This is a genomic window from Haematobacter massiliensis (assembly GCF_000740795.1).
Lineage (GTDB): Bacteria > Pseudomonadota > Alphaproteobacteria > Rhodobacterales > Rhodobacteraceae > Haematobacter > Haematobacter massiliensis.
This window is the reverse complement of the sequence record NZ_JGYG01000012.1, coordinates 49,821-62,361: the sequence shown is the minus strand read 5'-3', so window position 1 is coordinate 62,361 and position 12,541 is coordinate 49,821. Positions and strand designations below refer to the sequence as shown.

Here is a 12,541-nt window from a genome sequence, read left to right as displayed (position 1 = left end):
TATCCTATGCCGGCAAAGCTACGGATCAGCGGCGACGCATCGGGCGTTGCTCCACCCGGATCGGAACGGGCAGCGCATCCGGCGCACGCATCGGCCCGGCCACCGCAGCTTTCAAAGCCTCCCCCATGCGCTTGATAAGCGCACCAGCACGAGACAACGACCCAGAGCGGCGGACGGAGCGAACAGGCATAGGAGCAGTCTCCTGAAAGTTGCCACATCAGCGTAATGCCGAGTCGCCCCTGACGCCAAGCGAAATCGCGTGATGTCCTTCCTCTTGGCCTTCTTCCGCCGTGCGGCTAGGCACGTACAAGGCAACTGGAGGGAACAGCATGTCGGTTCGTGTGGCGATCAACGGGTTCGGGCGCATCGGTCGTTCGGTGCTGAGAGCGCTGGCCACCCGTCCGGGCGATATCGAGATTGTCGCTCTGAACGATATCGCCACTCCTGAAATCTGTGCCTATCTGTTTGAATATGACAGCGTCTTCGGCCCCTACCCCGGAAGCGTGGCCCTTCGCGCGGGGCATCTTGTGGTGGATGGGCGCGAGATCCCGCTTCTCCGCCAGTCAGACCTGTCGCATGCGGATCTGTCGGGCGTCGATGTGCTGATGGAGTGCACAGGCCGCGCCGACAGCCGGGACATTGCGGAACGCGGTTTGCGCGCGGGGGCGAGCCGGGTGCTCATCTCCGGCCCCTCGCGGGGCGCGGATATCACCGCCGTGATCGGCGCAAACGAGGGAGAGGTGACCTCCGCGCATCGCATCGTCTCCAACGCCTCCTGCACGACAAACGCGCTGGCCCCGCTGCTGGGGCTTCTGGACGCGGAATGGGGGGTGGAGACGGGCTACATGACCACCATCCACTGCTATACCGGCAGCCAGCCCACGGTGGACAGTCCCGCCGCGGATTTTGCCCGGAGCAGGGCCGCCGCGCTCTCCATGGTGCCAACAACGACCTCAGCCTCCCGGCTCGTGGATATCGTGCTGCCGCATCTGGCCGGACGGGTGGAGGGGTCTGCCGTGCGGGTGCCGACGGCCTCCGTCTCGGCCGTGGATCTGACGTTCATGCCCCGGCGGCCGGCCACGGTGCAGGCTGTCAACGCTGCCTTACGCGAGGCGGGCGGCGTCATCGGATCGACCGAGCGTCCGCTTGTCTCCACCGACCTGCGCGCGCGGCCCGAAAGCGTGATCATGGCGCTTCCGGAGACCGCCGTGACGGGCGGCGGCATGGTGCGCGTCTTCGGCTGGTACGACAACGAATGGGGCTTTTCCAACCGCATGATCGACATGGCGATGCGGTTGGCACAGCAGGATCAGGAGCAGGCGGGAGGAAGCGAACCTCAGGGTGAAACGACCGTATAGGGATCGTCGAACCAGTATTCCTCAAGATTGGGCGTATCGCCGATCCTGTCCACCACAGCGAAGAGCCCGGGCGCGTGGAGCGGCGTCAACACCCCGTGCCAGGTACCCCGGTGAAAGTTGATCGCCTGCCCCGCCGTCGTGAGGAAGGCCAGCGGCATACCGGGACGCCCCCCGTCATCCGGCGCGACGATGACAAGGAACGGATCGAGCGACATCGGCACGAAAGCCTGGCTGCCGTCCGGGTGCCGCTCGACCAGATCGAGCTTCAGCGGCAACGCCCGCGGCTCCGCCTTGAAGATCGACAACCCTGCCCGCCCCTCCGGCCCGAAATCCAGCCCGGCCCGGTCATGCCAGCGCCCGCAGAGACCCTGGTTGATGATCCGGTCGGCTGTCCCATCCGCGGCAAGGATGTCGCCGAAAGGCGCGAAGGCCTCCAGCGTGAGCGGCTGTATGGTGATCTGTCGCATCCTCAACCCTCCGCGAGCTTCTGCATGAGTGGCAGGAAATCGGGGAAGGAGGTCGCGATCGGCCGGGCATCGTCGATGGTCACCGGCTGTTGCGCGGCAAGGCCCAGCACGTAGAAGCTCATCGCGATGCGGTGGTCGAGGTGAGTGCGGATGGTAGCGCCCCCCGGCACACCATCCGTGCCCCGGCCATGAACGATGAAGATGTCCTCTCCCTCCTCCACCGTGACGCCGCAGGACTCTAGCCCGCGCGCCATGGCGTCGATCCGGTCGCTTTCCTTCACCCGCAGTTCACGCACGCCGCGCATGACGGTGCTGCCTTCCGCAAAGGCCGCGATGGCGGACAGCACGGGAAACTCGTCGATCATGGAGGCTGCACGGTCCTCCGGCACCTCCACGCCCTTCAGCGCGGAGAAGCGGACATGCAGATCGGCGACCGGCTCCCCGCCCTCCTCGCGCTCGTTCTCGAAGGCGATGTCGGCCCCCATCTCGACCAGCGTCAGGTAGAACCCGTCGCGCGTCGGGTTGCGGCTGACGCCGGGCACACGGATATCGGAGCCCTCCACGATGAGCGCGGCAGCGACGGGAAACGCGGCGGAGGACGGATCGCGCGGCACGGCGACCGTCTGGGGGCGCAACTCCGGCTGACCGGTGAGGATGATCGCCCGCCCCTCCGCCGTCTCTTCCACGCGGAGGGAGGCGCCGAAGCCGCGAAGCATCCGTTCGGTATGGTCGCGCGTCGGCTCCCGCTCGATCACCACGGTGTCACCGGGCGCGTTCAGCCCGGCAAGCAGCACGGCGGATTTCACCTGCGCCGACGGGACCGGCAATGCATAGCGCACCGGCACCGGGTCACGCGCACCAAGCACGGTCATCGGCAGGCGTCCGCCCGCGCGGCCGTAGGCCACCGTGCCGAACAGCGACAGAGGATCCGTCACCCGCGCCATGGGACGCCGGCGCAGACTGGCATCCCCGGTGAAGGTCGCGACGATGGGCGAAGTCGCCATCGCGCCCATGATGAGCCGCACCCCTGTTCCCGAGTTGCCGCAGTCGATGACGTTCTCCGGCTCGGCGAAGCCGCCGACGCCCACGCCATGCACGCTCCATGCACCTTCGCTGTGCCGGGTCACCTCCGCCCCGAAGGCCCGCATCGCCTTTGCGGTGTCGATGACGTCCTCGCCCTCCAGAAGGCCGCTGATCCGCGTCTCACCCACGGAAAGCGCGCCGAAGATCAGCGCCCGGTGCGAGATGGACTTGTCCCCCGGCACCGTCGCCTTGCCCCTGAGAGGGGCGGAAGCGCGGACGACAAGCGGAACGGGCGAGGCTTCGGCAGTCATGGGGGATCCTCCGTGGTCTTGCCGCGTCATAGCCGAACTGTCCGCGCCGGTCTATCTGGGCCGCTACAGGCGGCGGAAGGTGAGGTAATGCGGCACCCGCCCCTCGCGGAGCGCCTTCTGCTCGTAGCGGGTGGAATGCCAGTCGGACCAGGGCTCCCGCCAGTCGGACGGCCCTTCGGCCAGCCATTCGAAGCCTGCCTTCGGCACTTCCCCAAGCGTCTGGCGCACATAGTCGGGAATGTCGGTCGCGACGCGCAGGATGGCCCCTGGCCGCAACACCCTGTGGAGCGGCGCGAGGAACTCAGGCGTCACGAAGCGGCGCCGGTGGTGACGTTTCTTCGGCCAGGGGTCGGGATAGAGCAGGAACGCCCGCGCGATGGCGTGATCGGGCAGCACGTCAAAGAGGTCGCGCACATCGCCCGGATGCAGGCGGAGGTTGCTGACATCCGCCTCCCGCACCTTGCCGAGCAGCATCGCCACGCCGTTGATGAATGGCTCGCAACCGATCAGGCCCACTTCCGGGTTCTGCGCGGCCTGATGCACCAGATGCTCGCCGCCGCCGAAGCCGATCTCGAGCCATACCGGCCGGTCCCCGAAAAGCTGTGTCAGGTCCAGCTCGGCGCGCTCCGGGTTCTCCTCATGGGTAATGCCGGGAAGGCGCAACTGGCCGAGATCCTCGCTCAGATAACCCTTCTGGCTAGGCCGCAGCGTCTTGCCGTGGCGACGGCCATAGAAATTGCGCCAGGGACGGTCGGCACCCGCAGCGGCATCGCTCTGGTCGTCAGTCATGAAAAGGCCCCGGTCGCTGATACCGGGGCCTCTTCGCGCGGCAGAACCCGCGCGTCAAGCAAAAGGGGGTCAGACAGCGCGCTTCAGCGCCTCCACCAGATCGGTCCGCTCCCAGCTGAAACCACCGTCATTGTCGGGCTGACGGCCGAAGTGGCCGTAGGCCGCGGTCCGGGCATAAACCGGACGGTTGAGCTCCAGATGATCACGGATGCCGCGCGGCGTGAGGTCCATGACCTGCGCGACGGCACGTTCGATCTCCACCTCATCCGCCACACCGGTGCCATGGGTATCGACGTAGATGGAGAGCGGCCTCGCCACGCCGATGGCATAGGAGAGCTGAAGCGTGCAACGCTGCGCAAGCCCGGAGGCGACCACGTTCTTCGCCAGATAGCGGGCGGCATAGGCGGCAGAACGGTCCACCTTGGTCGGATCCTTGCCGGAGAAGGCACCGCCGCCATGCGGCGCGGCGCCGCCATAGGTATCCACGATGATCTTCCGCCCCGTCAGACCGGCGTCGCCATCCGGGCCGCCGATGACGAAGGTGCCGGTCGGGTTGACCCACCATTCGGTCTTCTCGGTCAGCCAGCCATCCGGGAGCACATCGCGGATATACGGCTCCACGATGGCGCGGATGTCGTCGGAGGTCTGATCCTCGCTCGCGTGCTGGGTGGAGAGGACAAGCTGCGTCACCTCCACGGGCTTGCCGTCCTCATAGCGCAGGGAAAGCTGGCTTTTGGCATCCGGGCGAAGGCTCGGCGCTTCTCCGGATTTGCGCGCTTCTGCCAGGCGACGCAGGATGGCATGGGAGTAGAGGATCGGCGCGGGCATCAGCTCCGGCGTTTCGTCCACCGCATAGCCGAACATGATGCCCTGATCGCCCGCCCCATCCCGGTCGACACCTTGGGAGATATGGGCAGATTGCTCATGCAGATAGTTGTTCAGCTTGAACGTCGCCCAGTGGAACTTGTCCTGCTCGTAGCCGATGTCCTTCACGCAAGCGCGCGCGATGTCCTCGATTTTCTCCATGTAGCTGTGGAGCTTGTCCTTGTCGGACAGGCCCACCTCGCCGCCGACCACGACGCAGTTCGTCGTGGCAAAGGTCTCACAGGCGACACGGGCATTCGGCTCTTCGGTGAGAAAGGCATCAAGGACCGCATCGGAGATCCGGTCGCAGACCTTGTCGGGGTGACCCTCCGAAACGGATTCGGAAGTAAATACGTAGTTCTGTCGGGACATCGGGAAGCGCTCCATTAAGACATCCCCGTCACGCCAGGAAGCCGTTGTGACGGGTGCGATGCCAAGCCGTAGCGGCGGCAGCGGCGGAGTTCAATCGCTTTCTCTGCGCCGCAACAGAAGGAGGACTGCTCCAGCAAACAGAATGAGGCTCGCCACGGGCAGATCGCCCATACGCGCATAGGGTGTAGGCGGCAGGGCCGCGGGAACGCTGCCGTCCAGCGTACCCTCCACATTCAGCGGCAGGGCGGAGACGATCGCCCCCCTTGCGTCGATAATGGCCGACACGCCGGTGTTCGCGGCACGGATCAGCGGCAGCCCCTGCTCCACCGCGCGGAGCCGCGCCTGTGCCAGATGCTGATAGGGGCCGGAGAGATTGCCGAACCATGCGTCGTTCGTGACCTGCAGGATCCAGTCAGCGCGTTCGGGCGCGCCGCGGAGGTCCTGCGGGAACACCGCCTCGTAGCAGATGAGCGGCAGCACCTTGCCCAGCGGGCCAAGGTCGAGGATGGCCGGCCCCGGGCCGGACGTATATCCGTCCCCCTCCCGCGCGGCGAGACCGTGGATCCCGAACCGCGCCGCAATGTCGCCGAAAGGGATATACTCGCCGAACGGGACGAGGTGGTGCTTGTCGTAAAGCCCGGTGGCCTGCCCCGTTCGATCCAGCACGGCGAGGGAATTGTAGTAGCGCCCGCCCTCCCCCCGCTGCACGCCGAGTGCGACAGGACGGCCACCGGCGGCCTCCGCAATCATCGCGAGGGGTTCGGCGGCATCCTCCAGCAGCCAGACCAGCGCCGTCTCCGGCCAGATCGTCAGGTCGGGCGAAGGATCGGCGGGCAGGGCCGTCTGGTCGAGCTGCTGGCGGAACTGCGGCCCGATGAGCGCCGGATCCCATTTCAGATGCTGGGGAATGTTGGGCTGAACGAGGCGCACGCGGATCGGCGTCTCCCGCGGCGGGATCGGCTCTGCCAGACGCGCGAGACCACCCGCCCACAACAGTCCGATCAGGCCCGCCGCCGCCACCGCGCCAGGCAGGCGCAGCACAAGCGGCAGCGCAGCGAGAAGGGTCGTCACGAGCGTAAGGCCCACCGGCCCGACATAGGCCGCCGCCTGCACCACCGGCGTGTCGATCCAGATGTGCCCGATCAGCGCCCAGGGGAAGCCGGTCAGCACATAGCCGCGCATCAGTTCGACGGCAGCAAAGCTCAGCGCCAGCGCGACCGGCCGCGTCCAGCCCCGGCCCAGCCGCCAGCCAACCCCCGCCCCCAGGCCCCAGAAGAGAGCCATGCCAGCCGCCATGAAAACCAGCGCGAACGGGGCCATCCAACCCTGCCGCGCCGCATCCACCATGAAGGGTTCGACGATCCAGAAAAGCGCCGCGGCGAAATAGCCCGCCCCGCCAAACCAGCCCCGCCACACGGCCACGCGCAGGCTTTCGCCCGCCGAGATCTGCGCCATCAGCCAGCAAAGCGCGGGCAAAGCCAGCCACCACAACCCGAGAGGCGCCTGACCCAAAGCCATCAGGGCACCGGCCAGCAATGAGGGAAGCGCCCTGCGCAGGGTATGCCGAAGCGTGATCCCGCTGGCCGGATGACCAGCCAGCGCCGTCCGGCCTTCGGTCATGCTATCCTGCCGCAGCCGCCGCCGCGGCGGGCAGACGCAGGCGAAGCCGCTTGAGCCGGCGGGGTTCGGCGTCGATCACCTCGAACACCGCGCCGCTTTCATGCTCGATCTCCTCGCCTTCAGCGGGAACACGGCCGGAGAGCATGAAGACGAGGCCACCGACCGTGTCGATTTCCTCATCCTCCGTATCGGCGAGCTGCATGCCGATCGCTTCCTCGAACGCCTCCAGAGGGGCGCGGGCCTCAACGATCCAGACGCCGGGACGCTCCTGCAACCACAGCCGGCCCTCGACGATGTCGTGCTCATCGTCGATTTCGCCGACGACTTCTTCCAGCAGATCCTCGAAAGTGACCAGCCCGTCCACGCCGCCGTATTCGTCTATCACCAGCGCAAGATGCGTCCGCTCCGCCTGCATCTTCTGCAAGAGGACGGAAAGCGGCATGGAAGGCGGCGCGTAGATCAGCGGGCGGAGAAGCGGCCGCAGGTCGAATGGCCCGGTCTGACCGTTGAACCCGTAGCGGAGCGCCAGATCCTTCAGCAGCAGAAGGCCCAATGGCCTGTCCAGCGTCTGTTCGTAAACCGGCACGCGAGAAAAGCCATGTTCCCGGAATACCTCGACCAGAGCGTCCTTGTCGATGTCGACATCGACTGCGACGATCTCTGCCGCAGGCACCATCACATCGGACAGGCGCATGGTCCTGAGTTTGCTGAGTCCGCCGAAGCCCGATCGCGCCACCCCTGCCCCTGCAGAGTTGCGCGCCGTGTCTTCGGCATCGTTTGAAAGAGCATTCAGGATGCGGCCAAAAAAGCCGCGCTGTGAATTCTCTTCGGAGTCCTGCGCGCGGTGCGCCGCGCTAGAAGACCCATCGACGGAATCGCCCATTGTTCCTTTCCAGATTGCGAGGGCCTGTGCCCCCCGATCAAGCATATGGGTCAGATATGCCCATCGTGGCAAGTATCCTGACCTCAAGTCCCTCCATCAGGGCGGCATCGGCCTCCCTCACATGGTCATATCCAAGCAGGTGCAAAATACCATGGATGACCAGATGCGTCACGTGATCCTTGAGCGGGATGCCCTGTTCCGACGCTTCGCGACCGCAGGTTTCCCAGGCGATGGCGATATCGCCCAGTTCCTCGGGGTCATCCTCATCCCCGGGCGTGGGCCGATCGGGTGTGCCGCCATCCTCCTCAGCGCCCCGCTCCTCGGAAGGCCAGGAGAGCACATTGGTAGGCTGCGGTTTGCCGCGGAAATCGGCATTCAGGACCGCGATCCGCGCATCATCACAGCCGAGAACGCTGACGAGGAACCCCTCCCCCTCCATATCCAGCAGGGCAAGTACCCTTTCGGCCGCGATTTCGGCGATCGCCGGAAGGTCTATTTCCTCCCAGCGATCATCCTCGATGATCGTATCGACAAGCGCCATGCGCACCCGCGCGGACAGAAGGGCGCCGCCCGCCCGAACGGATCAGCCCGCTTCGGACCGCTCATACGCCTCGATGATACGGGCGACAAGCGGATGGCGGACCACATCCTGCGCAGTGAAGTAGTTGAAGGACACGCCCTTCACCCCCGCAAGGATCCGCTCCGCATCCGAAAGACCGGAGGCGGTACCGCGCGGAAGGTCCACCTGCGTCCTGTCTCCGGTGATGACCATGCGGGAGCCTTCGCCCAGACGGGTCAGGAACATCTTCATCTGCATGGTCGTAGCGTTCTGCGCCTCATCGAGCACCACGAAGGCGTTGGCGAGCGTCCGTCCCCGCATGAAGGCCAGCGGCGCGATCTCGATCCGCTTCTCCTCCAGCATCTTCTGCACCTGTTTGGCGGGGAGGAAGTCGTTCAGCGCGTCGTAGAGCGGCTGCATGTAGGGATCGACCTTCTCCTTCATGTCGCCGGGGAGGAAACCCAGACGCTCGCCCGCCTCGACGGCGGGACGGGAGAGGATGATCTTGTCGACATGGCCCCCGATGAACATGGTGACGCCGACGGCAACAGCCAGATAGGTCTTCCCCGTTCCCGCCGGGCCGATGCCGAAGCAAAGTTCGTTCTTGAACAGGTTCTCGACATAGGCCTTCTGGGCTTCGGTCCGCGGCTCCACATGTTTCTTGCGGGTGCGGATTTCCATCGGCGTGCCGTGGAACATCTCGAACTGAGCGTCGCCGCCCCGCGCGAAGGTCTGATCTCCCATGCGAATCACGGCATCCACATCGCCGGGTTCCAGCGGCTTGCCGGATTCCAGCCGCGCGTAAAGGGCGCGGAGCGCAGTTGCCGCGGCATCCCGCGCGCCTGCTCCTCCCATCACTGCGAGCTGATTCCCCCGTCGGAGGATATGCACCCCGATCTTCTGCTCGATCCGCGCGAGGTTCCTGTCGAACTCGCCACACAGGTCGATGAGCAGCCTGTTATCGGGAAATTCCAGAAGCGTTTCCGAAACGTCTTCCGGGCGAGGCGGGGGTGTCAGCGCGCTGATGCCCAATAAGGACTCCTATGGCAAAGGGTCGCAAGGGGATGGTGCCAAGACGCCCGGCTTCACGCAAGCGCGCTTTGGCTCCCGCAGCGAAAAAACGCCATGCACTGCGGCATGGTTCCCGCAGGTACCGCAATCAGGCGACAAGCTCACCGGCGAGGGAGTTCGGTCCGGCCTCCACGATCCGCACACGCGCCAGCGTGCCTGGGGCCGCATCCGTCACCGCATGAACGGCGTGAAGATAGTCTGACTTGCCCACCATCTGGCCCGGCATGCGGCCCTTCTTCTCGAACAGCACGCTCACCTCCCGGCCCACCATGCCCTGCTGCGCCGCCCTCTGCTGCGTCGTCAGCAAGGCCTGCAGCCGCTGCAGCCGGTCGTCCGAAACATCAGCGGCCACGGGCGGACGATCCGCGGCAGGCGTACCGGGACGGGAGGAATACTTGAACGAGAATGCCATGCCGTAGTTCACCTGCCGCACAAGCTCCATCGTGGCCTCGAAATCGGCTTCCGTCTCTCCGGGAAAGCCCACGATGAAATCACCCGACATCATCATGTCGGGGCGCGCGGTGCGGATACGCTCGATCAGGCGCAGATAGCTCTCCGCGGTATGCCGCCGGTTCATCGCCTTGAGTATCCGGTCGGACCCCGACTGCACGGGCAGATGGAGATAGGGCATGAGCTTTGCCACCTCGCCATGCGCGGCGATGAGGTCGTCGGACATGTCGTTAGGGTGGGAGGTGGTGTAGCGGATGCGCTCTAGCCCGTCGATCTCCGCCAGCGCGCGCACGAGCCGGGCGAGCGACCAGTCGCCGCCCTCCCCCTCGCCGTGATAGGCGTTGACGTTCTGGCCAAGCAACGTGATCTCCCGCACGCCGCGCTCCACCAGATCGCGGGCCTCCCGCAGAATGCGCTCCGCGGGGCGGGACACTTCGGAACCTCGGGTATAGGGCACGACGCAGAAGGCACAGAACTTGTCGCAGCCTTCCTGCACGGTCAGGAACGCCGCGGGCGGCCGGTTCGGAAGCGGCCGCTTCGGCAGATGCGCGAACTTGTCCTCCTCCGGAAACTCGGTGTCGACGGCGCGGGCGCCCTGCTCCACCTTCTCCATCATGGCGGGCAGACGGTGATAGGTCTGCGGGCCGACCACCAGATCGACCAGCGGCATCCGTCGCATGATCTCCTCGCCCTCCGCCTGCGCGACGCAGCCCGCGACACCGATCTTCAGGTCCGGCTTCGCGAGTTTCAGCGGTTTCAGACGACCGAGGTCCGAATAGACCTTCTCCGCCGCCTTCTCCCGGATATGGCAGGTGTTCAGCAGAACCATGTCCGCCTCCTCCGCCACGTCTGTGGTGACATAGCCCTTCGCCCCCAGCGCCTCCGCCATGCGTTCGCTGTCATAGACGTTCATCTGGCAGCCGTAGGTCTTGATGTAGAGCTTCTTGGGCGTGGCCATGAGAGCTACTCCGGGGCGAACGGTGAGGAAGCACGCCTGCTACACCGGAACGCCCGAAATCGCAACAGAGGGGCTGCGGCGGCATCTGCTCAGGCGCACCTTGCGCCGCCCGAAGCAGTCGGCTGCGATTTGCGCGCGCGATCGGCTGCGAGGCTGCGAGGCTGCGAGGCTGCGAGGCTGCGAGGCTGCGAGGCTGCGAGGCTGCGAGGCTGCGAGGCTGCGAGGCTGCGAGGCTGCGAGGCTGCGAGGCTGCGAGGCTGCGAGGCTGCGAGGCTGCGAGGCTGCGAGGCTGCGAGGCTGCGAGGCTGCGAGGCTGCGAGGCTGCGAGGCTGCGAGGCTGCGAGGCTGCGAGGCTGCGAGGCTGCGAGGCTGCGAGGCTGCGAGGCTGCGAGGCTGCGAGGCTGCGAGGCTGCGAGGCTGCGAGGCTGCGAGGCTGCGAGGCTGCGAGGCTGCGAGGCTGCGAGGCTGCGAGGCTGCGAGGCTGCGAGGCTGCGAGGCTGCGAGGCTGCGAGGCTGCGAGGCTGCGAGGCTGCGAGGCTGCGAGGCTGCGAGGCTGCGAGGCTGCGAGGCTGCGTAGTGAGACGGAGCGAACGGTCAACCCCCAAGCCCCGATCGGAGGCGTCACGTGCCGGCTTACCGGCGGAGCCATACGAACCTGTCGTGACACGCGACCTAGGCCATGCCGGCGATGGCGAGGTCAGCCTCTGCGGCGGAGGCGGATCACGACATCGACCCGGCTCACCTGCATGCCCTCGGGCACTTCGGGAATACGGGCGATCTCAAGCTGATCGGCGGGCGCGTCGGAAAGCGATGCCGTATCTTCCCAGTAGAAATGCGGGTGATCGTCGATGCGGGTGTCGAAATAGGACTTGTTCCCGTCCACCAGCACTTCCTGCATGATCCCCGCCTCACAGAACGCGCGAAGCGTATTGTAGACGGTGGCGAGGGAGACCTTCTCTCCGCTGTCGAGCGCGGCGGCATACAGGCTTTCTGCCGTGACATGCCGATTCTTGCCATCCCCGACCAGCAGGGCAGCGAGCGCAACACGTTGCCGCGTAGGCCGCACGCTCCCGTCGGCGAGCCAGCGGCTCCCCCGGTCGATCGCGTCGGCTGACATGTTCTGGCTGGCTGACATAAGGCTTCTCCTGATCTTCATCTAAGCCCCATGCGACACATTTGCAAACCCAAATCCCAGTGCAGCAAGGTCTCTGGCTGCGGAGAGAGGGGGCCGGACTTGCTTTGACGGCAAGCGCGGTGATAGAGGGGGGCAGCCCAGATCAAGGACAAAGGACGCCTGCGCCCCATGCCGGACTACCCGACGAGCTTCGACAAGGAAGGTCTTCTTCTCTGCGCACGAGGGGAGCTGTTCGGACAGGGCAATGCCCAGCTTCCCGAACCTCCCATGCTGATGATGGATCGCATCACCGATATTTCGGCCGATGGAGGGCTGCACGGCAAGGGCCATGTGGTGGCGGAATATGACATCAACCCCGACCTGTGGTTCTTCAAATGCCATTTCGTCGGCGACCCGGTAATGCCGGGATGTCTCGGCCTGGACGCACTCTGGCAACTCACCGGTTTCAACCTCGGCTGGCGCGGAATGCCCGGTCGCGGTCGGGCCCTGGGCGTGGGAGAGGTGAAGTTCACCGACATGGTGACACCCGCCACGCGGAAGCTGACCTATCTGGTTGATTTCACCCGCGTCATCGACCGGAAGCTGAAGCTTGGCATGGCCAATGGCAGGATGCTGGCGGATGGCAAGGAAATCTACAACACTACCGACATGAAGGTCGGACTCTTCACCGACTGATACAGG

At 65.9% G+C, this 12,541-nt stretch carries 13 protein-coding genes and 1 riboswitch; of the genes, 2 read left to right on the top strand and 11 right to left on the bottom strand.

Translation table 11 applies throughout. The features are described from left to right. Positions 1-25: 25 nt before the first annotated feature. Positions 26-190: a hypothetical protein gene (locus CN97_RS20755; protein WP_156969592.1), complete on the bottom strand. Its 165-nt coding sequence runs from the start codon at positions 188-190 to the stop codon at positions 26-28. A gap of 139 nt (positions 191-329) precedes the next feature. Here CN97_RS20755 and CN97_RS15795 point away from each other — a divergent pair, with 139 nt between their 5' ends. Beyond that, positions 330-1,358 carry a type I glyceraldehyde-3-phosphate dehydrogenase gene (locus CN97_RS15795; RefSeq protein ID WP_051911312.1) on the top strand — a complete coding sequence of 343 codons (1,029 nt, stop codon included), beginning with the start codon at positions 330-332 and terminating at the stop codon, positions 1,356-1,358. Here the strand turns inward: CN97_RS15795 and CN97_RS15790 are convergent. The 10 genes from CN97_RS15790 to irr form a co-directional block, all read right to left on the bottom strand. Beyond that, entirely contained in the window at positions 1,337-1,825 is a 489-nt protein-coding gene (locus CN97_RS15790) for an ureidoglycolate lyase (RefSeq protein ID WP_035713377.1), read from the bottom strand. The genes CN97_RS15795 and CN97_RS15790 overlap by 22 nt on opposite strands. A 2-nt stretch (positions 1,826-1,827) precedes the next feature. Then, positions 1,828-3,159: a 3-phosphoshikimate 1-carboxyvinyltransferase gene (aroA, locus tag CN97_RS15785; RefSeq protein ID WP_035713374.1), complete on the bottom strand. Its 1,332-nt coding sequence runs from the start codon at positions 3,157-3,159 to the stop codon at positions 1,828-1,830. Between the two features lie 63 nt (positions 3,160-3,222). Further along, complete coding sequence (gene trmB, locus CN97_RS15780) at positions 3,223-3,948, bottom strand: tRNA (guanosine(46)-N7)-methyltransferase TrmB (protein WP_035713372.1); 726 nt, start codon at positions 3,946-3,948, stop codon at positions 3,223-3,225. A 69-nt stretch (positions 3,949-4,017) separates the two neighbouring features. Then, the gene (gene metK / locus CN97_RS15775; RefSeq protein ID WP_035713453.1) at positions 4,018-5,184 is read right to left on the bottom strand and encodes a methionine adenosyltransferase; all 1,167 of its coding nucleotides are present in this window, start codon (positions 5,182-5,184) and stop codon (positions 4,018-4,020) included. A gap of 7 nt (positions 5,185-5,191) precedes the next feature. After that, positions 5,192-5,240, bottom strand: a riboswitch (SAM-SAH riboswitch). Between the two features lie 34 nt (positions 5,241-5,274). Further along, positions 5,275-6,702, bottom strand: coding sequence for an apolipoprotein N-acyltransferase (lnt, locus tag CN97_RS15770; RefSeq protein WP_407059739.1), 1,428 nt, complete (start codon positions 6,700-6,702; stop codon positions 5,275-5,277). A 103-nt stretch (positions 6,703-6,805) separates the two neighbouring features. Continuing rightward, entirely contained in the window at positions 6,806-7,687 is an 882-nt protein-coding gene (locus CN97_RS15765; RefSeq protein WP_035713370.1) for a transporter associated domain-containing protein, read from the bottom strand. 37 nt (positions 7,688-7,724) lie between these two features. Then, positions 7,725-8,228, bottom strand: coding sequence for an rRNA maturation RNase YbeY (gene ybeY / locus CN97_RS15760; protein WP_035713367.1), 504 nt, complete (start codon positions 8,226-8,228; stop codon positions 7,725-7,727). A 42-nt stretch (positions 8,229-8,270) separates the two neighbouring features. After that, positions 8,271-9,278: a PhoH family protein gene (locus CN97_RS15755; RefSeq protein WP_051911311.1), complete on the bottom strand. Its 1,008-nt coding sequence runs from the start codon at positions 9,276-9,278 to the stop codon at positions 8,271-8,273. Between the two features lie 127 nt (positions 9,279-9,405). Next, positions 9,406-10,725: a tRNA (N6-isopentenyl adenosine(37)-C2)-methylthiotransferase MiaB gene (gene miaB, locus CN97_RS15750; protein WP_035713365.1), complete on the bottom strand. Its 1,320-nt coding sequence runs from the start codon at positions 10,723-10,725 to the stop codon at positions 9,406-9,408. A gap of 697 nt (positions 10,726-11,422) precedes the next feature. After that, the gene (gene irr / locus CN97_RS15745; RefSeq protein WP_035713447.1) at positions 11,423-11,842 is read right to left on the bottom strand and encodes a Fur family transcriptional regulator Irr; all 420 of its coding nucleotides are present in this window, start codon (positions 11,840-11,842) and stop codon (positions 11,423-11,425) included. A 186-nt stretch (positions 11,843-12,028) separates the two neighbouring features. Between irr and fabA the strand changes: the two genes are divergently transcribed. Beyond that, entirely contained in the window at positions 12,029-12,535 is a 507-nt protein-coding gene (fabA, locus tag CN97_RS15740; RefSeq protein WP_035713360.1) for a 3-hydroxyacyl-[acyl-carrier-protein] dehydratase FabA, read from the top strand. The last annotated feature ends 6 nt before the right edge of the window (positions 12,536-12,541 follow it).